The organism is Bradyrhizobium manausense (genome assembly GCF_018130615.1).
GTDB lineage: Bacteria > Pseudomonadota > Alphaproteobacteria > Rhizobiales > Xanthobacteraceae > Bradyrhizobium > Bradyrhizobium manausense_A.
Genome location: NZ_JAFCKB010000008.1, coordinates 158252 through 179730 on the forward strand (window position 1 = coordinate 158252; position 21479 = coordinate 179730).

General features: G+C 63.5%; 15 protein-coding genes. 5 read left to right on the forward strand and 10 right to left on the reverse strand.

Features of this window, described 5'->3' with window-relative positions; genetic code table 11:
* Positions 1-123 precede the first annotated feature (123 nt).
* A complete protein-coding gene (locus tag JQ587_RS17515) occupies positions 124-582 on the reverse strand; it encodes a hypothetical protein (protein WP_249149089.1) in 459 nt (152 codons plus the stop codon).
* A 326-nt stretch (positions 583-908) separates the two neighbouring features.
* Between JQ587_RS17515 and JQ587_RS17520 the strand changes: the two genes are divergently transcribed.
* The 3 genes from JQ587_RS17520 (at position 909) to JQ587_RS17530 (ending at position 5957) form a co-directional block, all read left to right on the forward strand.
* On the forward strand, positions 909-3965 hold the full coding sequence (locus tag JQ587_RS17520; protein ID WP_212297396.1) for an ATP-binding protein: 3057 nt from the start codon (positions 909-911) through the stop codon (positions 3963-3965).
* A gap of 272 nt (positions 3966-4237) precedes the next feature.
* On the forward strand, positions 4238-5458 hold the full coding sequence (locus tag JQ587_RS17525) for an OpgC domain-containing protein (protein WP_212297395.1): 1221 nt from the start codon (positions 4238-4240) through the stop codon (positions 5456-5458).
* A gap of 10 nt (positions 5459-5468) precedes the next feature.
* Positions 5469-5957, forward strand: coding sequence for a DUF2059 domain-containing protein (locus tag JQ587_RS17530; protein ID WP_212297394.1), 489 nt, complete (start codon positions 5469-5471; stop codon positions 5955-5957).
* Here the strand turns inward: JQ587_RS17530 and JQ587_RS17535 are convergent.
* The 8 genes from JQ587_RS17535 to JQ587_RS17570 form a co-directional block, all read right to left on the reverse strand.
* Positions 5954-7066, reverse strand: coding sequence for an ABC transporter permease (locus tag JQ587_RS17535; protein WP_212426078.1), 1113 nt, complete (start codon positions 7064-7066; stop codon positions 5954-5956). The genes JQ587_RS17530 and JQ587_RS17535 overlap by 4 nt on opposite strands.
* Before the next feature lie 2 nt (positions 7067-7068).
* Positions 7069-9840 carry a ribosome-associated ATPase/putative transporter RbbA gene (gene rbbA / locus JQ587_RS17540; protein ID WP_212426079.1) on the reverse strand — a complete coding sequence of 924 codons (2772 nt, stop codon included), beginning with the start codon at positions 9838-9840 and terminating at the stop codon, positions 7069-7071.
* Entirely contained in the window at positions 9837-10904 is a 1068-nt protein-coding gene (locus JQ587_RS17545; protein WP_212426080.1) for an HlyD family secretion protein, read from the reverse strand. The genes rbbA and JQ587_RS17545 overlap by 4 nt, the downstream gene beginning before the upstream one ends.
* Positions 10905-11104: 200 nt before the next feature.
* The gene (locus tag JQ587_RS17550; protein WP_212426081.1) at positions 11105-12601 is read right to left on the reverse strand and encodes a sugar ABC transporter ATP-binding protein; all 1497 of its coding nucleotides are present in this window, start codon (positions 12599-12601) and stop codon (positions 11105-11107) included.
* Entirely contained in the window at positions 12598-13695 is a 1098-nt protein-coding gene (locus JQ587_RS17555; RefSeq protein WP_212426082.1) for a hypothetical protein, read from the reverse strand. Before JQ587_RS17555 ends, JQ587_RS17550 begins: the two co-directional genes overlap by 4 nt.
* Positions 13692-15815 (reverse strand): ABC transporter permease, encoded by a 2124-nt coding sequence (locus JQ587_RS17560; protein ID WP_212426083.1) that lies wholly within the window; start codon positions 15813-15815, stop codon positions 13692-13694. The genes JQ587_RS17555 and JQ587_RS17560 overlap by 4 nt, the downstream gene beginning before the upstream one ends.
* Before the next feature lie 78 nt (positions 15816-15893).
* The gene (locus JQ587_RS17565) at positions 15894-16910 is read right to left on the reverse strand and encodes a sugar ABC transporter substrate-binding protein (RefSeq protein WP_212297387.1); all 1017 of its coding nucleotides are present in this window, start codon (positions 16908-16910) and stop codon (positions 15894-15896) included.
* A 45-nt stretch (positions 16911-16955) separates the two neighbouring features.
* A complete protein-coding gene (locus JQ587_RS17570) occupies positions 16956-17927 on the reverse strand; it encodes an ABC transporter permease (RefSeq protein WP_212297386.1) in 972 nt (323 codons plus the stop codon).
* Between the two features lie 377 nt (positions 17928-18304).
* Between JQ587_RS17570 and JQ587_RS17575 the strand changes: the two genes are divergently transcribed.
* Positions 18305-19249 (forward strand): helix-turn-helix domain-containing protein, encoded by a 945-nt coding sequence (locus tag JQ587_RS17575; protein WP_212426084.1) that lies wholly within the window; start codon positions 18305-18307, stop codon positions 19247-19249.
* 49 nt (positions 19250-19298) lie between these two features.
* On the opposite strand, the gene JQ587_RS17580 is transcribed toward JQ587_RS17575, so the two are convergent.
* A complete protein-coding gene (locus JQ587_RS17580) occupies positions 19299-20504 on the reverse strand; it encodes an ABC transporter substrate-binding protein (RefSeq protein ID WP_212426085.1) in 1206 nt (401 codons plus the stop codon).
* Between the two features lie 163 nt (positions 20505-20667).
* Between JQ587_RS17580 and JQ587_RS17585 the strand changes: the two genes are divergently transcribed.
* Positions 20668-21435, forward strand: coding sequence for a FadR/GntR family transcriptional regulator (locus JQ587_RS17585; protein ID WP_212426086.1), 768 nt, complete (start codon positions 20668-20670; stop codon positions 21433-21435).
* The last annotated feature ends 44 nt before the right edge of the window (positions 21436-21479 follow it).

Genomic DNA, 21479 nt, shown 5'->3' on the forward strand with positions numbered 1-21479 from the left:
GAAAGTGTGGGGAGACGCCACGGGGCCGGCCTGGTGCGTTCGCCACACAACAGAAACGCGGGCCGGCAAATGCCGTCCCGCGCAATTCAGATCAGATGGTGATGCTGCGATCGAGCCCGAGGATCAGCCCTTCTCAGGCCTGTGCGGACAGACCATCGTCAGATGGAGCAGCGTCGGCTTGTCCGATCCCTTCTTGTAATCCCACTCCAACCGGATCTCGTGCCGGTCCGCCAGGGCATCGCCCGGCGCGTGGACAATGATGTTGGTCTTCATCGGGATCGGCGGCTCGGAGTTGAAGCACTTCCGGACGCAGGCATCGAGCAGGTCGCACCGCGTCAAGGGAATGACCCCAGGCTCGTCTCTGGACAGCGGGACAGTGTTCAGCTGGGCGCTGAGGTCGACGCGAGCCCGGCCCTTCTCCTTATGCCAGTGCTTGGCGCTGCCCTCCGGCCACTTCGAGGCCGGTGTCAGAATCAGGTGATACTGGCCGTATTCCAGAGTCGGTACATCGATGTCGTCCGATGCCTTCAGCTTGGCCACGCTCTTCTTCATGTTGGCCAGAGGGAAGTAGTTGCTGTTCATCAAATCTCTGAATGGCTTGCCTCTATAAGGTCTCGACCCCATCGCCTTTTTCCCCTCAATATGTCTTTGGCTGTGCGAAAATACATACAACTCCGCGACGCCGGCCGGTTTGACCAACCCTGCGCCGCCGAAATATATGCCCCCCGTGCTGGGATGTGTTGACGCTACCACTCAGGACTGTGTTTCGTCCAGATCGCCACCCGCGCTGTGCCCAGCTAACGGCGCGGAGCGGACGCGATTGCTAAGTAGGTCTCGATGGGTATTCTCATCGGAAGTTGTCCGCGGATTCTGATCGACAGACGGGCCGCGGCCTTTGAGGCGCAGGAATGCATTGCTTCGCATGTCAATCGGCGATCAATCCGGACGATAGCTGGTGCTCCAAATGCGGGGCCGCAGTGCGTCAACGGGTCGATCCCGACAGCGAACGTCGGTTTGTGACGATTCTTCGTGCTGACGTCATCGATTCCACGGGTCTCGTCGCCGAACTGGAGCCAGAGGAAGCGGTCTCGCGCCTCGAGCCGGCGCTCACGGCCATGAGGGCGTCCGTGCGTCAGTTCGGCGGCATCGTCAGCAAGGAGCTGGGCGACGGGCTTTCCGCTGTGTTCGGCGCCCCGATCGCGGACGACAACCATGCGCCGATGGCGTGCCATGCCGCGATCGAACTGGTCCGGCGCGTCGCAAGCCTGGGTGATCCCGCCCTTCAGGTCCGGGTAGGCCTGCACTCCGGCCATGTCGTTGCCTACATGGTCGCCAGCGAATTCTCCAAGGTTTACGAGATTGGCGGTGCTGCCCAGCATCTGGCCGCGCGGCTGGAGCAGGAGGCCGAGGCGAATCAAATCTACGTTTCGGAAGCCTGCCAGCAGCTCGCCGACGGCCATGTCCGGTTCGAGTCCCTCGGCGGCAAATCGCTGCGCGGCTTCAGCCAGCCCGTGCCGGTCTACCGGATCGTCGGTGCCAGCGATCTGTCGAGCTGGCGGGTCCGGCGTGCCCGCAGTGTCTCCCGATTCGTCGATCGCACCACCGAGCGAGCCCTGCTGGACCGCAGTGCGGAACAGGCGAGGGCGAGCCGGCAGACCGTGCTGCTGCTCGGCGATGCCGGCATCGGCAAATCGCGGCTGGCGCATGAGTTTGCGCAGAAGCTCAAGGCCGAGGGTTGGCGGCTGATTGACGCCGAGTGCAGCCCGAATCTGCAAGGCGCGCCGTTCAGCACGCTCAAGCGGATCCTGCTGTCGGCCATCGACGCAGCCGCGAGGGACCCTGCCAATCCCGGCGATCTCCTCAAGGGCCTGTCCACGATCCAAAGAAGCGCGCTCGACGCGGTACTCGATGTGCCGATCTCGAATCCGCAGTGGGACGAGCTCGAGCCTCATGCCCGCGGCCGCGTGATCTCCGATGCAAGCTGTGCGGTCATCCGGACTCTGGCCAGCCGCCAGCGGACCATCCTTCTGTTGGAGGATCTGCACTGGATCGACCGGGCCAGCGACGTCGTCGTCGCCGCCATCGCTTCGCTGGCGGTGCCCGATCTCCTCGTGCTGCTCACCTCCCGCCCGACCGGCATGCCGGTCTGGATCGCGCGCTGCCACGCCGAGGTCGTCGCGATGCGGCCGCTCGACGACGATTCGGGCCTCGAAATGCTGTCCGACATGCTTGGATCCGCCGAGACCAACGCCGATCTGAAGAGCCGGATCATTTCCCATACGGCCAACGTGCCGCTGTTCATCGAGGAGGTCTGCCGCGGACTGAAGGACAGCGGCACCTTGCGCGGCGAGTGGGGTGACCTCGCTCTCGTGCGTCCGATCGACGAGCTCGGTATTCCCACCAGCATTCAGGGTGTGATCGCGGCCCGCCTCGATCGCGTATCGAGGCAACAGCGCCTGGTGTTGCAAGTCGCGGCCGCCTTGGGCCCGCGATCGAGCGAAGCCGTGGTCCGCAGAGTCTCGGAGCTGCCTGAGGATGACTTTCAGGACTGTCTCGCCTCGCTCGACCGAGCCGAGCTGCTCGTCAGGATCGATAGCGATCTCGAGAATTCGCTCGAATTCAGGCACGAGATGGTCCGCCAGGTGACCTATGAGTCGATGGTCGAAAAGGTGCGCGACAGCGTCCATGCGCGGGTGCTCGCGGCTTTCGAGAGCGACGAAACCTGGCGGGATGATCCCGACGCCCTCTGTTACCACGCCATGCGCGCCAAGGATTGGGCGAAGGCATTCAACTACGGGAGAAGCGCCGCACAGAAATGCCTCGTGCGCTCGGCCTATGCCGAGGCTGTCGACTACTTCCGGACCGCGATGAATTCGCTCGACAAGACGCCGTTGACGCGTCCGCGGGAGACCAACGCCATCGATCTCCGGATGGAGGCGCGCATGGCGTTCATCTGGTCGGGTCGCGTCGCCGAGTGGGTCGATCTCGGAAAGGAGGCGGACCAACGGGCCAGCCAGATCGATGACGTCGGCAGAAAGGTCGCGGCCCTGACAGTCATGGCGGGTGGGCAGAACTTCTACGGGACGCCGGCCGAGGCCGTCGTTCTTGGCGAGGAAGTCGTCGGTCTTGCCGAGGAGTCGGGCAATCCGGGGTGGCGCAACCTTGCGCAATACAATCTCGGACAGGCCTATTTTCTTGCGGGTCGATACCGCGAGGCCGAGCAGACATTCGCGCGGGCGCGCGCACATCTCCTCGCACCGGAAGCGAGTGCACCATACGGCACGCCGCCGAAATACACGCTCCTGCTTTGCTGCATGATGAAAAGCTTAACCCACATCGTCATGGGTGAGTTCGACGCCGCCGAGCGGCTCCAGCGAGAAGCCGCTGCGATCGCGGACGAGACCGGCCGTCCCTATGACCGCGTCGCGGCGGCCTATAGCGGCGGCTGGCTGATGCTCGGCCGGGGCGATCCGGCGGCGGCCGCTTCCATTCTCGAAGGCGGCTTCGTGCTGGCGCAGAAGCACGGCATCCGCCTGTTCGTGCCGGTGCTCGCCTGCCATCTCGGCATCGCCTATCTGGAGCAGGGGCAGCTCGACCGCGCCCGCCGCATGCTGGCCGAGGCGCGCGAAGAGGCGCGCAGCGTCGGCTATACCTCGGCGGTGCTGCGCTCTTCGATCTCCCTGGCGCTGGCGACCAACCAGCTCGGCGACGTGCAGGCCGCGCAGAACATGCTGCGCGAGGCGCGCAACACGGCGCGCCAGCAGGGTTTTTCCGGCCTCGAGGCCGAGGCCCTGTACGGCGAAGCCGTGGTGACGCCGCCCTCGAGCCAGGAGAACCGGGCCATCATCCTGGCCGCGCTGCGCGCCACGATCGCGATCGCGTCCGACAGCGGCGCGCGACCGCTGCTGCAGAAGGCCGAGGCGATGCTGAACGGCGTGCTCGCCGAGGGCGATCAGCCGACCTGAGACAGGCCTCCGGCATGCGAGCCCCTTCTTCCCGGCGGGCCAAATGAGTTTCGCTGGCGATGCAAGTACTTAGCTACTGTGCATGGGGTTGTTTTCGCCTTTGTGGGGTGCGGCCCGGATGTGGCCACAAAGCCCCTTGCGCGGGCGCCAAGGTGGGCTACCGTCGGCTGTCCATCTAACTTCAGGGCTAGGTGACGATTTGTTTGATATTTTTTAGCATGTGATTGCATCGGCGCCGCGATGGCGCGACGCCCACCCGACGAGGCGGGGCCATGATCATACGGGACCATGCAGCACTGTTGGCGCCGGTCGAGCGCGACCTGCGGCTCGACCTCTTCCGCGGCATCGGGTTGTGGATGATCTTCCTCGATCACATCCCGCACGACGTCGTGGCCTGGCTGACGCTGCGCAATTACGGCTTCAGCGACGCCGCCGAATTCTTCGTCTTCATCTCCGGCTATCTGGTCGGCTGGATCTACGGCCCCGTCGTCGCCGGCGGCTGGTTCCTCGCCGCGCTGAAGCGGCTGTGGCGGCGGGCGGCGGAAATGTACGTCGCCCACATCATGCTGTTCCTGCTGTTCACGGCGCAGATCGCCCGCACCGCGCGCCGCTTCGACAATCCGATGTACGAGCACGAGTTCAACGTGTTCAATTTCCTGTCGCATCCGGACGAGCTGATCGGGCAGGCGATCCTGCTCAAATACAAGCCGGTCAATCTCGACGTGCTGCCGCTCTACATCACGCTGGTGCTGGCTGCGCCCTTCATGATCTGGTGCCTGGTACGCCGTCCGAACCTGACGCTCGCCGCCTCCGTGGTGCTGTACGTGCTGTCGCGCCGGTTCGACTGGAACATCGCCTCCTATCCGCCCGGCACCACCTGGTACTTCAATCCGTTCTGCTGGCAGCTGATGTTCGTGTTCGCCGCCTGGTGCGGCATCGGCCAGATCGACAGGATCGGCAAATGGGTGTGGTCGAGGGCTACGATGACGCTGGCCGCGGCCTGGCTCGTCTTCGCTCTTCTGATCGTGATGACCTGGCACGTCCACACGCTCGAGGCCCTGGTCCCGAAATGGATGATCAAGGCGATTTACCCGATCGACAAGACCGACCTCGACATGCTGCGCTTCACGCATTTCCTGGCACTGGCGATCTGGGTGACGTATTTCGTCTCGCGCAAATGGAAGGCGCTGCACACCGGCTGGCTGCGTCCCGTCATCCTCTGCGGCCAGCACTCGCTGCCGATCTTCTGCCTCGGCGTCTTCCTGTCGTTCTCCGCGCACTGGATCCTGACGCAATACACCAAGGGCGTCTGGGAGCAGCTCGCAGTCTCCCTCGTCGGCATCATCATCATGGTCGGCGCCGCCTGGCTGCTCGATCGCGCCGAGCGGGTGCCGAGCCTCTTCGTGAGAGTGTCCGAGGTCGAAGAGCCAGACGCTGCCATCGAGAGTGCCCCGGCCGCAACTGGCGCCGCGGCTGCGCCTGCGAGCCGGTGAGGAGAGGCCCATGTCCAGACGCATGTTGACGATCGCCGGCATCCTCCTGCTCCTCGTCGGCGGCGCATCCGCGCAAGCGCCGTCGCCCGAGGCGATGACGACGGCGCGCAAGCTCATGGTCACGTTGAAGATCACCGATCAATACCGCGCGCTGCTGCCGCAGCTTCTGCTCAAGCTGCGGCCGGTGGTGGCGCAGGACAGGCCGGAGATCGAGCGCGACTACGATGCGATGACGGCGCCGGGGGCCCAAATCTACGCGCCGTTCTTCGCGACCATGGTCGAACAGACCGCCGCCGTCTATGCCGCAAGCTTCACCCTGGACGAGCTGCGCCAGATCGAGGCGTTCTATTCGCAGCCGGCCGGACAGAAGCTTCTGGCGCAGTCGGATGCGCTGGCACAGGCGAGTGCGCAGATCGGCCAGAACGTCAGCCAGAAGGCCGCCGACGAATTGAAGCAGCGCCTGATCGAGGCGCTGCGCCAGAAGGGCCACAAGCTCTAGGCCAGGAAGGCGCGGAAACGCCGCAGCGCGATCAGGAAGAAGACGACGCCGATCACCGTGAGCGCGAGCAGCTGCGGCCAGACGGCCTCGAGGCCCGCGCCGCGGAACAGGATGGCCTGGGCGAGCATCACAAAATGCGTGTTCGGTGCGGCCAGCATGATGTCCTGGACGAACTGCGGCATACTTTCCCTCGGCGTCATGCTGCCCGAGAGCGTCTGCAATGGCAGCAGGGTCATGATCAACAGCAACCCGAACTGTGGCATCGATCCGGCAACGGTGGCGAGAAAGATGCCCATGCTGGTGGTGGCGAAGAGCTGCAACGCCGCGCCGAGCAGGAACAGCGCCACCGAGCCGTCGATCGTGACCGCCAGCCATCCCTTCACCACGAACAGGATCGACAGAGTGGAGGCGACCAGCACCACTGCTCCCATCGACCAGACCTTGCTCACCATGATCTCCAGCGGAGAGACAGGCATCACCAGGAGGTGCTCGATCGTGCCGTGCTCGCGCTCGCGGATCAGCGCCGCTCCGGTCAGGATGATCGAGAGCATGGTGATCGAGGTGATCACGTGGTCGATGGCACCGAACCAGGACTTCTTCAGTTCGGGGTTGAAGCGCGCTCGCAGCGCCAGATCGATCGGTGGGGCCTGCGCGTTGCGGGTGTGCGCCAGAAATTCCGCGATTTCCGCGCTGACGATCTGCTCGACATAGCCGCCGCCATTGAACGCCTGCGAGATGCGCGTCGCGTCGACATTGAGCTGGATCGCCGGCGACTTGCGCGCCAGGAGATCGCGCTGGAAGTCCGGCGGGATGTCCAGCGCGAAGGTGTCGAGGCCCGCATCCATCCTGCGATCCATCTCGTATTGCGAGATCAGGCGCGGCTCGGAAAAATAGGGTGCGGTGAAGGCCAATCCGATGCGGGTCGAGGCCGGTGAGTGATCCTCGTCGACGATGGCGATCGCGGCGCGGTTCAAGGTTTCCGGCAGGGCCTTGGCGCCGGCATAGACGGCGAGCGTGAAGGAATACACGATGAGCACGAGTAGCATCGGGTCGCGCACGAGGCCGCGCAACTCCTTGATGCCGAGCCGAAGCACGTTGTCGATGCGCATGGTCAACGTGCCTGTTTCTTCAGCAGCATTGCGCCGGCTGCCACCAGCACCGGGATCATGATGGCGAGTGCCAGCAGATCGTTGTGGAGAGTCTCGAATCCCAGACCCTTGGAGAAGGTACCGCGCGAGATCGTGACAAAATAGGTGGTGGGATAGAGCCGTCCGACCAGTGCGCCTAACCCCTGGAGCGACGAAACTGGATCGATCAGTCCCGAATACTGGATGGCGGGAATCAGCGTGATCAGCACCGTGCCGAACAGCGCCGCGATCTGGCTGTTCATGAAGGCGGAGATCACGAGCCCCATGCCGGTCGTGGCCGTGACGTAGAGCAGGGCGGCCAGGGCATAGGTCGCAAAGCTTCCAGTGAAGGGCACGCCGAAGACAACGAGCGCGAAGCCGACGAGGAGGAGGAAGTTGCCGAATGCCAGCACCACATAGGGCAGTTGCGTGCCGAGCAGGAATTCGAGCCGCGTCACCGGCGTTACGTAGAAATTGACGATCGAGCCCAGCTCCTTCTCGCGCACCACTGCGAGCGCGGCGAGCACCGCCGGAATCATGACCAGCAGCAGTGGGATGATTCCAGGCGCCATGGCGACGACGCTCCTGACATCAGGGTTGTAGCGATAGCGCAGCTGGAGCTGGTAGGAGCCGGCGATCGCCGCTTCGCCATAGAGTTCGCGGCCCTTCTGGGTGAGCCACGTCGCGTGAATCGCCTGGACGTAGGAACGCAGCGTCTCGGCGCGGGTCGGGTTGGCGCCGTCGACCCAGGCACCGATTTCGACATGCCGGCCGCGGCTGACGTCGCGGCCGAAGCCGGGAGGCAGCTCGATGGCGAGACCAATCTCGCCGGCACGCATGCGGCGGTCGAGATCCGCGTAATCCGTGATCGGGGCTTTTTCCGTGAAGTAGCGCGACCCCGCGATCTGAAGGCGGTAATCGCGGCTGATGGCGCTATCGTCGCGGTCGAGTACGGCGAAGGTCAAGTTCTCGACGTCCATGCTGATGCCGTAACCGAGCACGAACAGCAGCAGCACGCTGCCGAGGACCGCGAGCGTGGCGCGGATCGGATCACGGAGCAGCTCAAGCGTCTCGCGGCGTGAATAGGCGAGCACGCGGGTCGGATTGAATGTCGCACTGCGCCGGCTTAAAGGCGCGGTCGTCGCTGATGCGGGGGCGGGAGATCCAGCAGGCTGGCTGGCCAGCTCCGCCGTGTCCGCGATGGCCTGTTCCAGGCAGGCGATGAAGGCCTGCTCCAGCGTGGCGCTACCGCGAGCCGCTACGATCGCGGCTGGCGTGTCTGACGTCAGCACCTTGCCGGCATGCATCAATGAGACCCGGTCGCAGCGCTCGGCCTCGTTCATGAAATGGGTCGAGACGAAGATGGTCACATTATCCTTGCGCGAGAGCTCGGCGAGTATCTGCCAGAAGCGATCGCGTGCAACGGGATCGACGCCGGAGGTCGGCTCGTCGAGAATGAGGATGTCGGGCGCATGGATCATGGCAACCGCCAGCGACAGACGCTGCCTGAGGCCAAGCGGCAGCGCATCGGGCAAGGCGTCGATCACGTCCGCAAGATCGAATCGGGCGATCATCTCGTCGGTGCGCGCGGCGATGGTCTCCGCCGGCAGGTCGAACAGCCGCGCATGCAGATCGAGATTCTGTGCGACCGTGAGCTCTGAATAGAGCGAGAAACCCTGCGACATATAGCCGATGCGCCGGCGCACGGACATGTCGCCGGCGTCGATCGCCTTGCCGAACAGCCGCGCGCTGCCTTCGCTCACCGGCAACAGGCCGGTGAGCATCTTCATGGTCGTGGTCTTGCCGCAGCCGTTCGAACCGAGGAAGCCGAAGATCTCGCCCTTTCTGATGCGGAAGCTGACGTCATCCACCGCAACGAAGTCATTGAACCGCCGGGTTAGATGCTCGGCCTCGATCGCGATCTCGTCATGGTCCTCGCTGCGCGGCGGGATATCGACGCTGGTGTGGTTGCTGCGGTCTGCCTCGGGCAGAAGACCAATGAAGGCCTCATCCAGTGTATCGGTGCCGGTCTGCCGCTTGAGTTCGTCGGGCGTTCCCGTCGCCAGCACGCGGCCGGCATTCATCGCGATCAGGAAGTCGAACTGGGCGGCTTCTTCCATATAGGCGGTCGAGACGATCACGCTCATGCCGGGGTGGCCGTTGCGGATCGCGGCGATCAATTCCCAGAACTGGCGGCGCGACAGCGGATCGACCCCGGTGGTCGGCTCGTCCAGGATCAGCAGCTCAGGATCGTGGATCAGCGCGCAACACAGGCCGACCTTCTGCTTCATGCCACCAGAAAGTTTTGCCGCCGGCCGGTCGGCGAAAGCCGTGAGCCCCGTGTCTCGCAAAAGGCCTGCGATGCGCCTGTTTCGCTCCGCCTTGTCGTGTCCGAACAGGCGGCCGAAGAAGTCGATGTTCTCGTAGACCGACAGCGTCGGATACAGATTCTTGCCGAGCCCCTGCGGCATGTAAGCGATGTCGGGGCACACGTTGCGGCGATGGCGCGCGCTCGCCATGTCGCCGCCGAGCACGTGGATGCGGCCCTGCTGGATCGCGCGTGCACCCGCGATCAGAGCGAGCAGGCTCGACTTGCCGACGCCGTCGGGGCCGATCAGGCCGACCATGCAGCCGGACGGCAGGTCGAGCGTGATGGCATCGAGCGCCCGGGTTTTGCCGTAGCTCAGGCCCACGCCATCCAGATGCACGACGCTGCCGACGGCAGCCGTGGCATCGGCTGTGGCAGTCGCGCTCATCTCGTTAGCTTGATCTTGAGGTTGTCGGGCCATTGCGCGGCTGGATCGAGCTGCACATAGGCCATTCCGGGCAGACCGGTCTTCACGTGCTCGATATGCTGGCGCAGCAGTTCGGGCGCGATATGCGCCTTGATCCGGAACATCAGTTTCTGGCGCTCTTCCTCGGTCTCGACGGTCTTGGGCGTGAATTGCGCGACGTCGGCGACGAAGGTGGCCTTGGCAGGGATCACGTATTGCGGGATGGCATCGAGCACGAGGCGGACTTCGGCGCCGATTGCGACACGGCCGGCATCGGAAGTCGGCAGGAAAAACGTCATGTAGACATCGCCGAGGTCGACCATGTTGAGGACGCGGCCGCCGGCGGCGAGCACTTCGCCCGGCTGCGAGACGCGGTATTGCACGCGGCCCTCGCGCGGCGCCTTCAATACGCTGTCATTGAGGTCGGCGTTGATGCTTTCGATGGCGGCCTTCGCGGCCTCGACTGCGGCGCCGGCGTCGATCACCATGGCGCGAGAGGAGCTGATTGCCGCTTCCGATGCTGCGACCTGCGCCTGGGACGCGGCGAGCGCCGCCTTCGCCGTGGCGTTGGCGGAGCGATCGTCGTCCAGCACCTGCTGCGATACCGCGCTCGTCCGGATCAATTGCTCGGAACGATCGAGCTTGCGGCTCGCGGTGTCCAGCTGCGCAATGCGCTGATCGACCACGGCCTCGGCGGCCTTGCGTTCGGCCTCGCGCTGGTTGACGAGGCTCTTGGCGGTCTCGACGTTGATCGTTGCGCGTTGAAGCTGCGCTTCGGCCTGGCGGCGCTGGGCCTGCAACTGCTCGGTGTCCATGCGCGCCAGAATCTGGCCCGCGTTCACGAAGTCGCCCTCGTTGACCAGGATCTCGCGAATGCGGCCGGGCGTCTTGGTGGCGATGTCGATCTCGACTGCTTCAATGCGGCCATTGCCGCGGGCGAAGCCTGCCGGCAGTGGATTGGAATCGCGATGCAGCCAGTAGTAATAGCCGCCGCCCGCAAGGAGAATTGCGATCGCGGCGATGATGCGCCCCGGTGTGAAGTTCATTTGATCATAACGCCGCGTAGCGGCGCCCACATGTTGCGACACGAACGCCCTTCGCTAACCGCGCGAAGGGAGCAAGCCCAACATGCAGCGATTTTTGCAGCGCAACTTGATGCAGATCAGACGATGGCTATTGCCTTTGCCCAAGGTTCAGGCAATTCCTCGACCTGGAGCGGGCTGATGACAGCGGGTGCGTTCAAGGTCTAGTGAATCGCCGCGTACATGATCTTTTCTTCCGTCGCCTCCAGCGCGGAGAATTCCTCCACGACCTTGCCTTGGCGCGAGACCAGGATGCGGTCCGAGAGCGCCATGATCTCGGGCAGATAGGATGAGATGACCACGACCGCCTTGCCCTCGTCGGCGAGCCGGTTGATCAGCTCGTGAATTTCGACGATGGCGCCGACGTCGACGCCGCGGGTCGGCTCGTCGAAGATGATCAGGTCGGGCTCCTGCACCAGCGACTTGGCGATCACGACCTTCTGCTGATTGCCGCCGGACAGCTCGACCACCTTGCCTTGGTCGCCGATGGTGCGAACCTTGAGCCGCTCGATCCAGGTCTTGCCGACGCTGTCGGTTTCTCGCCGCGACAACATCATGCGGCCTCTCGGAAATTTCGACAACAGCCCAAGATAGATGTTGCGTGCGATGGAAGCGGTCTCGAAGAAACCCTCGACCTTGCGGTCCTCGGTGACATAGGCGATGCCAGCCTTGACCGCCGGCGCCGGCACCCGGTAGCGCACCGGCTGGTCGTGCAGCAGGACCTCGCCGCCATGGAAGAAGTCGCGCTTGAGGACGCCGGCGACGATCTTGAAAGTCTCGGTGCGACCCGCGCCGACCAGACCGAACACGCCGGTGATCTGACCCGCGAACACCGACAGCGAATTGTTCTTCACCATCGGAGCCATCTTCAAATTCTGCACCGTGAGCACGCGCGCACCTGCCGGCCGCACGTTGCTCTTCCGCGCGCCATAGAGCGTGTTGGAGAGATCGCGCCCGACCATGGCCTGCACGATCGCGGCGCGGTCGAACTTGGCGACATCGTCGGTCACGACATGCCTGCCATCGCGCAACACCGTGATGCGGTCCGCGAGCAGCAGCGCTTCTTCCAGGGCATGCGAAATGAAGACGATCGAGACGCCGCGCCTCTTGAGGTCGCGGACAAGGTCAAAAAAGTATTTCTTTTCTTCCGGCGTCAGCGATGCGGTCGGCTCGTCGAAGATGATGACCTTGGCGCGGTGTAGAACGGCGCGCGCAATCTCCACCATCTGCTTCTTGGCCGCGCCAAGGCCGCCGACAGTTGCGGTTGGCGTGACATCGAAATTGAGCGATTGCAGAAACTGCTGCGCGGCGATGTAGATGCCGCGTAGGCGGTTATAAAACTTCTCCTGCCCGAGAAACAGGTTCTGCGCGACCGTCATGGTCGGCACCAGACTGTTTTCCTGGAACACCATGGCGATGCCGAGATTGCGCGCCTCCAGCGGCGTCCTCGGCGCGACATCGGCGCCGTCGACCATCATGGTTCCCGACGTCAGCGTCACCACGCCCGCCATCACCTTCGTGAGGGTCGACTTGCCGGCGCCATTCTCGCCGACCAGTGCGTGGATCTCGCCGCGGCGAAGGTCGAAGTCGACCCCGTCGATGGCGGGCACGCCGGCATAGAGTTTCGTCGCCTTGCGCAAGGAGAGTGCAATATCGCTCATGTCCGAAACTCCTCGGCAAGGCCAGCAAGGGGCAGTTTCAGGACTCGGCCGGGGCCCTTGGCAATCAGGACGAGGTCGCCACCCATCTCGACGGCCGCGACGACGCCGTGGTTGATGCCGTCGACCCGGCTGTGCAGCGAATAGAGCGGCTGGCCATCCGCATCGAGACGGATCACGAGGCCATAGGAGCGCGGCGGCGCCCATGGCTTGATGACGCCCATGGTCTTGATGTGCGCGCCCTGCATCGGCTCCTTGAACGAACGCCCGGAACGCAGGCGCGGTGCGACCCAGTAGGCCGGATCGATCTCGGCCATCATGCGGCGCCGATAGCCGGGTTCGCGCAACACGAATTCGACCAGCTGGGTCCGTGCGGCGAAGGCCGTCAGCCAGTAACCGCCGCCGGAGGCCTTCGACAGCCGCGATGGATAGACGGGGAGGTGAGCGAGCACGACCTTTGGTGATGCGCCGAGCCCGATGAGAACAAGGCGATGACGCCAGCTCTCGCTGACCAGCATGGCCTTGCCATGGGCGCAGGCGCCGAAAGCATAGCCGAGGCCCTGGGTTAGTCGTGTCACGGCTTTCGCGCCGGGATCCAGCTTGAACACGCGGCCGGTCCGATTGAGTTCAAGCAGGTCGCGGGCCCAATCGTCGACGCCGCATGTCGTCGAGCCGTCCGTTGCAATCAGTGTGTTATCTTCCGCGAGTGCCAGCGCATTGACGGCATTGAAGGCGGTGTCGGTGAACGTCACGCTCGGCTGCTCGGCCGAGGGGCTTGCGTAAACACGCACCTCGCGCCCGCCGAGCGCGATAGCGAGGCCGCCACCGGGAAGGGCGCAGAGCGCCGAAATCGGCCGCTCGAAGCTGCGCACCTCCGAGGTCGAGCCACCACTCAGGCACATCAGCCGCTGGCCGTTCGCAATAAACAGGTTGCTTCCATCGGTGGCGAGATCCTCCGGCGCCTCGCATGTCAGCAAGGTCTCGGCCGATTCCAGCTTCTGGTTGGGTTTCAACGCGCCGTCGAAGGACGGCACGGTGATGGTGGCGTCGCCGCGCCCGAGAAAGCGGTTGGCGAAGTCTCTGACGGCCGCAATCACGACTGCTTCCCCCACCGCTTGTCATACTGGACGAAGTTCGGATCGGCGTTGTCGAGCTTGTAGCGGCCGATCCGGTTGTTGAGGATGCCGCCGAGATAGAGATAGCCACGATGCTCGCGCATCGAGGTGATCATCGGATGGTTCTCGCCGTGCAGATCCCAGAACGATTCGACGATCTTGCCCTGCTCGTTGAACTTGACCACGCAGCCGGTATTGATGTTGGGGAAAAGCCATTCGTCGACCGGCACGCGCTTGGCCATGCGGCGGCGGAAGCCCGGCATCTTCCAGGCGAGGTCGAGCGAGGGGCTGCGCATGCCGACCAGCGCCAGCCAGTAATTGCCGTCAGAGGCGAGGTTGATGTTGTCGGGATAGCCCGGCAGATTGTCCATCACCACCTCGACTGCGCCTTTCTTCGGTCCCGCAAACCAGTAGCGCTTGATCGAGCAGCCAAAGGTTTCGGCGAACAGGATCGACTGGCCGTCGCTGGCGACGCAGATTCCGTTGGGGAATTTGAGACCGCGCAGCTCGGTGCGGGTCGCGCCGGTCTTGGTGTCGTAGGAGATGATGCGGCCGTTACCGCGCGCTTCGAGACCATCGATCGGCCATTCGTCCATCTCGTAGCGCACGGTCGCTTCCGAGAAGAAGATCAAGCCGTCGTCGGTGATATCCAAGTCGTCGGCGAGCCGCAGCCGGCTGTCGTCGTTGACCGAGCGCATGCTGCGGTTGGTCTCGTCGGTCGCCTTTTCGACCGTGCCATCAGGCTTGATCCGGTAGAGCCCCATGCCGCCGATGCAGACATAGAGATTGTCGTCGCGGTCGAACGCCATGCCGAGCGGCTGGCCGCCGATATGCGCGAACACCTCCATCGTCTGATAGTCGGGGGCCAGGAAACGCATGATATCGCCGTGGCGGGAGCCCGCGTAGAGGTTGTCGTGGCGATCGAGGATGACGTCTTCCGGCGCTTCGATGCGGCCGAGGCCGATTGCCTCGACGTTGCGCAGCTTGTCGTTCTGCTCGAATGGCCCGCCTTGTCCGATTTCCGTCGGTGGCGGCGGCGGCAGTTCGTGGTAGGTCGGCGCAACGTAGACCTTGCTGATGATGCGGGTCCGGTTCTTTTGCCAGCGAATGTCGACCATGGCTGCGACGAGCAGGATACCGGCCAGCGCCATGCGGTTGACGCCGCCGCGCGCGTTCATGGTCGTGAGGCCGTTGGTGATCAGGAGCACGATCAGCACGCCGACGGCGGATTTGGCCACCGAACCCTTGCCGCCGCCGAGCGTGATGCCGCCCAGCACGGTCGCCGTCAGCACGATCACCTCCAGTCCGACGCCGATGTCGCCACCGACGGTGCCGAGCCGAGAGGCAAAGAACAGCGCGCCGATGCTGGTCAACGCGCCGCTCGCGACGTAGCAGAGCGCAATGGTGCGGCGAACGGGAATGCCCGAATTATAAGCCGAGCGGCGTGAGCCGCCGATCGCCGTGATGTGCCAGCCCGGCCGCAAGCGTGTCATGAAGATGTGGCCGAAGATGGCGACGACGATATAGGCCAGCGCCACGGTCGGAATGCCGAAGACCGAACCGGCGCCAATGAAATCCCAGGACGGGATGTCTGGAAAGGCCGAAGCGATCGCGTTGGAGTAGCGCTGAATCAGCAGATCGTAAGCCGAGCGGTAGATGATCAGCGTGATCAGCGTGGTGATGAAGGCGCGCAGCCGCAGATATCCGACCAGGAGGCCGTTGACCGCGCCGAGCATTGCGCCGCAGAGCAGCGTGGCGACCACCACCGCTGGGACCGGCCAGCCCGCGACATCAAGCAGATAGAGGGCGCAGAAATCGGTCAGCGCGAAGATCGATCCGACGGAGAGATCAATGCCGCCGACGATGACGACCAGCGCCAGCCCGAGTCCAATGAAGCCGATCTCGCCGGCCTGGCGCGCGGTGTCGGCGAGGCTTGCTGGCGACAGGAAGTTGTCGATGGATCGGCTGAACGCGAAGCCGACGATCAGGAGAAGGATGACCGGGATGGCTGTCTCGGTCCATCGCTTGGACAGGATTTCACCGAGGAGATGATCAGGCCAGTAGCGGTAACGCAGGCTTGTGATTGTGTCGCGCATCGGCATCCCAGCGGGGCGTGGAAGTAATCGGAAGCAGGATCCCCGAGCGTTGATGGCCCGGGGATCTGGAGCGTCAGCGCCGACCTATTTCTTGAGGTCGCTGAGATTCCAGCAGGCCGTCTGGCTGTCGGCGTTCTCCTTGGTGATCGGAATCAGCGTGGTGTATTCCGAACCCTTGATCGAGCCGGGCTTGGCGCCCGACGACAACAGCCATTTGATCGTGCCGGCCATCTGTGCCGCCTGGGTCGGCACGTCGTAGCTCATGTTGAGGTCGAATGCGCCTGACTTCACCAGCTCGCAGGCACCCTTGCGTTCGCCGCCGCCCGAGGTGGCGAGGAACACCTTGCCGGTGAGACCAGCTTCCTTGACGGCCGCCGCGGTGCCGATGTCCATGCCATCCCAGAACCCGACGATGCCGCAGAGATCGGGATTTTGCTTCAGGACGGTTTGCGTAATCGCCTTCGCCTTGGCGGCATCCCAATCGGCGGCCTGGCTCGACGCCACCTTGATCTCGGGATGCTTGGCGAGAACATTTTCGACGCCCTTCAGCGTGTAGGCGCTCGCCGCGGCCGAGAGTGCGCCTTGCACGATCGCGATCTTGTTCGACTTGCCCTCGCAGGCCTTGACCACGGCCTCAGTCTGACGCTCGCCGATCTCGACCCAGTTGGCACCGACGAACGCAGAGCTGCGATAGGCCGAGCCCATGTTGATCTGGATGACGTAGATGCCCTCGTTCTCGGCGCGTTGCAGCAGCTTGGCGTAGGTCTGCACGTCCGGATTATGGACGACCATCACCGCCGGCTTCTCTGAGATCAGCGAGGTGACGGCCTGCGCGCCGGCATTGGTGTTCCAGTTGGCGTCGCGGATCACGAACTTGACGCCGTACGGCTCGAGCTCCTTCTTCAGGCCGGCGTACCAGCCCTCGGTGAGGTCGAAGTTCATCGCGACCGGCACGTAGGCCACGGTCTTGCCGGCGAGCGCTTCCTTGAACGGCTTCTGGAACGGTTCGTCCAGGCCCTGCTGAGCGAGAGCCGGTCCCGTCAGTGTCGCCAGAGCCAATGCGGCGAGGGTTGCCCTTGCCGGGCTGCCGAAGGTCTTCATTGCTTCCTCCTTGGTTGCGGTCGTCGTTGCAGTTCTTGTCGTCGTTCAGATGTCGCCCTGCTGTGCCGTTTCTTCGTTGCGCGGATTCAGGAAGGAATCCGTGATGACGGCGAGCAGCAGAACCATGCCTTTGATGAGATTTTGCCCGGCGTAGGAGATGTCCATGATGGTCATGCCGTTGAGCATGGTGCCGATCAGCAGCGTGCCGATGATGACGTTCAGCACGCCGCCGCGGCCGCCTGACAGCCCGATGCCGCCGAGCACGACCACGAGGATCACGTCGTAGATCAGCGTGGAGTTGAATACGCGGGTCGGCATCGAATTAACCGATGCGGCCATCACGAGACCGGCAAAGCAGCCGATCAATGCCGCGATCACATATTGCAGCACGATGATCGGGCGGGAGGGAATGCCGGTGACGCGCGCGGCGTAAGGGTTGTCGCCGATCGCGTAGATATAGGCGCCCCACCGGGTCTGGCGCAGCAGAAAGGCGACCACGAGGCAGGCGATCGCGAACATCACGATCGAGGTCGGAATGCCGAGAATGGCGCCCTGTCCCAGCCTTTCGAAGCCGTCCATGCCCGGGCTCCATTGCACGACATCGAGCTGGAACAGCGCGGCTTGTCCGAGCCCCGCGAGCAGCAGCCCGGTTGCGAGCGTCGCAAACAGCGAAGGTACCTCGGCATAGGCGATCAGCCAGCCATTGACGAGGCCGAAGGCGATCGTAAGCAGTACGGCGATCAGCAGCGAGAATGGCAGCGAATGGCCGTTCTGCACCATCTGCAGCACGAGCCCCGGAGGAACGGCGAGGGCCGCGATCAGCGAGATGTCAATGCCGCGGCCGATCACGACGATCGCCATTGCGAGGCCAAGGATGCCGAGCACTGCCACGTTCTGGAGCAGTGTGAGCATATTCTCCGCAGTCAGGAAGCCGTTCAGGAAAATCGAGAACACGAGAAACAACAGCGCAAAAACGGCGAAGACGATCTCCTGCTGATTGAACCGGAAGCGCTTCATTCCCTTGTTGCCTTTCTTGGACGTCGGCCACTGCGAGTCCATTATGACGATCGGGTCTCTAGGCGGCAGGTCTGTGGAAGCGGAGTGCTTTCAGAGGGCAAGACATCGCCCACGGCCCCGCCATTCAAGCGGTACATCGTGCTGCGCGGCAACTGGTCTGACGTGGTGCAAGCCAACGTTTCCCGCCCATCTCGTTGATCGTTTCTTGTTCATAGGCCACATGCCCGAACGCGGCTTGCTTCGGAGCGCAAAGCTTTTGCTTGTCCGCGCAAACTTGTCTTGCGTACAGGCGGCGGCAATCTAGAATTCCGGCGTTCGGCCAGCTTGTGCGACGCACAAACATTGTTCATCTTGGCCTTGCGACGGATGGGTGAACGATGGACCTGATATTTTCGACGGACGACCTCGAGCCGTCCAAACGTTTCGCCGCGTGGCAAGGGGCTATTTGCGACGTCTACGTTCATGTCGACGTCAATGCCGAAGAGCGATCCGACTATCAGGGCTTTATCCGCAAGGCGAATTTCGGCGCGATCACCATGACCGATGTGCTGCTGTCGGAGCAGGTTATATCCCGGCGCGAGCGGCACATCGCAAAGCTCGACAAGGATTGCTACTACCTCGAATTCGTCCAGCAGGGCAGGATCAACGTTCTTCAGGCCGGCCAGACCATGCGTTCGAACGCCGGAATGAGCACGGTCTTCTCGGCTTCCGAGGCTTATGACCTCGAATGCATAGGCAAGGTGCGATCGCTCTACCTCGAGATACCCCGCACGGAGTTCGCCGAACGCTTCAGCGATGGGCGTCTGCCGGTCATTACTACCTTGACGACCAGCCGCGGCCTGGGCCGGATCGCCGCCGAGTTCTGCGCGACCCTTGCGCAGGAAGGCGCGCCGCTGGACGAGATTGCAAGGGCGCGGCTCGGCGGCGAACTGATGGACGTGCTGGCGCTTGCGCTCGACATGGGCGACAGGGAGGAATTCTCCGAGGATGCAACCGCGCAGCAGGCCCGCCTGCGGTCCGTCAAGGCCTGGATCGAGGCGCACCTTACGGACGCGGACCTGTCGCTTGAGAGGATCGCGAAGAGCAATGGCGTGTCGCTCAGGCATTTGCACTATCTCTTCCGGCTCACCGATGTCTCTGTGTCGGAATGGATCTTGGATCGGCGGCTACAGCGTTGTTACGACGTCCTGACCCGTTCCGAGCTGCGCTCGCTGTCGATCACCGAAGTCGCCTATCAGTTGGGATTCAGCAGCTCGTCCTATTTCAGCACGGTGTTTCGAAGGAAGTTCGGGCACAGCCCGTCTGATTTGCGCCGCCGCTAGAGTTGGACTTGCAAACGCGCGAGGTGATGCAAGTCAGTCGCCGGCGGCGTTACTTCACCAGTGGACAGCCGCCGTCCTTCAGGGGACGAAAAGCCTGATCCGCCGGCACCTCGGCGAGCAGCCTGTAATAGTCCCACGGCGCCTTGGATTCCTCGGGCTTTTTCACCTGAAACAGGAACATGCTGTGCACCATGCGGCCGTCTTCGCGCAGCACGCCGTTGTCGGTGAAGGCATCCTTCACCGGAAGCTCCCGCATCTTCGCCATGACGGTCTTGGTGTCCTTGCTTCCGGCAGCCTGCACGGCCTTGAGGTAATGCAGTGTCGCGCTGTAGGTCGCGGCCTGGTTCATCGTCGGCATTCGCTTGACGCGCTCCAGGAAACGCTTGCCGAAGGCGCGGGTCTTGTCGTTGAGGTCCCAATAATAGGCCTCGGTGATGATCAGCCCCTGCGCCAGCTTGAGGCCCAGGCTGTGAACGTCGGAGATGAACATCACGATCGCAGCCAGGTTCTGGCCGCCGGCGACGATGCCGAATTCGCCGGCCTGTTTGATTGCATTGATGGTGTCGCCGCCGCCATTGGCAAGGCCAATGATCTTGGCCTTTGAGGCCTGGGCCTGGAGCAGGAAGGACGAAAAGTCCGCCGTATTGAGCGGATGCTTGACGCTGCCGAGCACCTTGCCGCCGGCCGCCTTCACCACATCGCCCGTGTCGCGCTCGACGGAATGGCCGAACACGTAGTCGGCGGTGAGAAAGAACCAGCTGTCGCCGCCGTTTTTGACGATGGCGCTGCCGACCGTATGCGCGTTGGCGTAGGTGTCGTAGGTCCAGTGCGCGGTGTAGGGCGAGCAGGACTTGCCTGTGATGTCGGAGCTCGCCGCATCCGTCACGATCATGATCTTCTCGTACTGCTTCGACAGCTCCATCACCGCGAGCGCAGTGGCCGAGGTCGGCAGGTCGATGATCATGTCGACGCCTTCTGTCTCCCACCATTTTCGGGCGATGGTGGAGGCCACGTCGGGCTTGTTCAGCACGTCGGCCGCGACCATGTCGATCGGCTTGCCGAACATCTTCCCGCCGAAATCCTCGATCGCCATCTTGGCAGCCTCGACATTCCCCTGGCCGCCAATGTCGGAATAGACCGAGGAGAAGTCGGAGAGCACGCCGATCTTGAGGGGAGTCTGCTGGGCGGAGGCGGGAGGGCTCAGGACAGCCGACAGCAAGCCGGCCGCAGACACGAGGGCTGCGATAGGTCTCATGGACACGTTTCCTCTGACGGGACTGTTTCGTCCCTTTGTCCGACAAAGTTAATGACGAGTTCCGGAGGAGTCAATTTGCTACGTGTATGCCAGAATGGCCGCAGTTTGACGCACTAACGGGTTGACCCTATGCTTTGTCGGACAATCGACATTGGAGCTGAATTTGTCCCTCGCGCCGCTCTTCCGTCCGATCGATGTCGCGCCGGCCTACCAAAAGGTTGCGGACGCCATCGAACGCGAGATTGTCAACGGCCGTATCAAACCCGGTGATCCCATCGGCACCGAGCACGATCTGGTACGGCAGTTCGGCGTCAACCGCTCGACCATTCGCGAGGGCATTCGCGTGCTTGAAGAAGGCGGGCTGATCAGCCGCGACTCTTCGCGCCGCCTGCACGCCTGCCTGCCGCGCTACAGCAAGCTGACGAGCCGCCTCAGCCGTGCACTGGTGCTGCATGAGGTCACGTTTCGCGAGCTCTATGAGGCCTCGATGACCTTGGAGGTCGCCAGCATCGAAGGCGCTGTCGAGCGCGCGACTGAGGAGAACCTCGCCGAGCTAGCCGACAACCTCCTGCGCAGCGAGGCCGTGGTCGGGGATGCTGCGGCGCTGGCCGAATGCGATGCCGAATTCCACGTACTGGTCGCAAAGGCTTCGCAGAACCGCGTGCTCCAGCTCGCCCGCGAGCCGGCGGCGCAATTGTTCTATCCCACCACCGAGATGATCGTGACGGGCGTGGCCGAAGGCGGTCCGCGCCTCGTCGCCGCGCACCGCCATCTGATCGATGCGATCCGCCGCCGCGACAGCGAAGCCGGCGTGCTCTGGACCCGACGGCATCTGCAGGACTGGCGGCGTGGTTTCGAGAAGATCGCCTCGCTCGATCGATCCGTCGAGCACATGTACATGGAGCACGCGCAGGCGGCCCGGCGCAGATAACGCAAGAAGACAAGACGCAAGATTTCAAACAAGAAGTCCAGCAA

Excerpts from the sequence above, each read along its gene's own strand:
- JQ587_RS17535 (WP_212426078.1), bottom strand. The coding sequence starts at position 7,066 with ATGCGCATCGACAACGTGCTTCGGCTCGGCATCAAGGAGTTGCGCGGC.
- JQ587_RS17530 (WP_212297394.1), top strand. The coding sequence starts at position 5,469 with ATGTCCAGACGCATGTTGACGATCGCCGGCATCCTCCTGCTCCTCGTC.
- JQ587_RS17575 (WP_212426084.1), top strand. The coding sequence starts at position 18,305 with ATGGACCTGATATTTTCGACGGACGACCTCGAGCCGTCCAAACGTTTC.
- JQ587_RS17525 (WP_212297395.1), top strand. The coding sequence starts at position 4,238 with ATGATCATACGGGACCATGCAGCACTGTTGGCGCCGGTCGAGCGCGAC.
- JQ587_RS17515 (WP_249149089.1), bottom strand. The coding sequence starts at position 582 with ATGAACAGCAACTACTTCCCTCTGGCCAACATGAAGAAGAGCGTGGCC.
- JQ587_RS17520 (WP_212297396.1), top strand. The coding sequence starts at position 909 with ATGCATTGCTTCGCATGTCAATCGGCGATCAATCCGGACGATAGCTGG.
- JQ587_RS17560 (WP_212426083.1), bottom strand. The coding sequence starts at position 15,815 with ATGCCGATGCGCGACACAATCACAAGCCTGCGTTACCGCTACTGGCCT.
- rbbA (WP_212426079.1), bottom strand. The coding sequence starts at position 9,840 with ATGAGCGCGACTGCCACAGCCGATGCCACGGCTGCCGTCGGCAGCGTC.
- JQ587_RS17570 (WP_212297386.1), bottom strand. The coding sequence starts at position 17,927 with ATGAAGCGCTTCCGGTTCAATCAGCAGGAGATCGTCTTCGCCGTTTTT.
- JQ587_RS17545 (WP_212426080.1), bottom strand. The coding sequence starts at position 10,904 with ATGAACTTCACACCGGGGCGCATCATCGCCGCGATCGCAATTCTCCTT.
- JQ587_RS17550 (WP_212426081.1), bottom strand. The coding sequence starts at position 12,601 with ATGAGCGATATTGCACTCTCCTTGCGCAAGGCGACGAAACTCTATGCC.
- JQ587_RS17580 (WP_212426085.1), bottom strand. The coding sequence starts at position 20,504 with ATGAGACCTATCGCAGCCCTCGTGTCTGCGGCCGGCTTGCTGTCGGCT.
- JQ587_RS17565 (WP_212297387.1), bottom strand. The coding sequence starts at position 16,910 with ATGAAGACCTTCGGCAGCCCGGCAAGGGCAACCCTCGCCGCATTGGCT.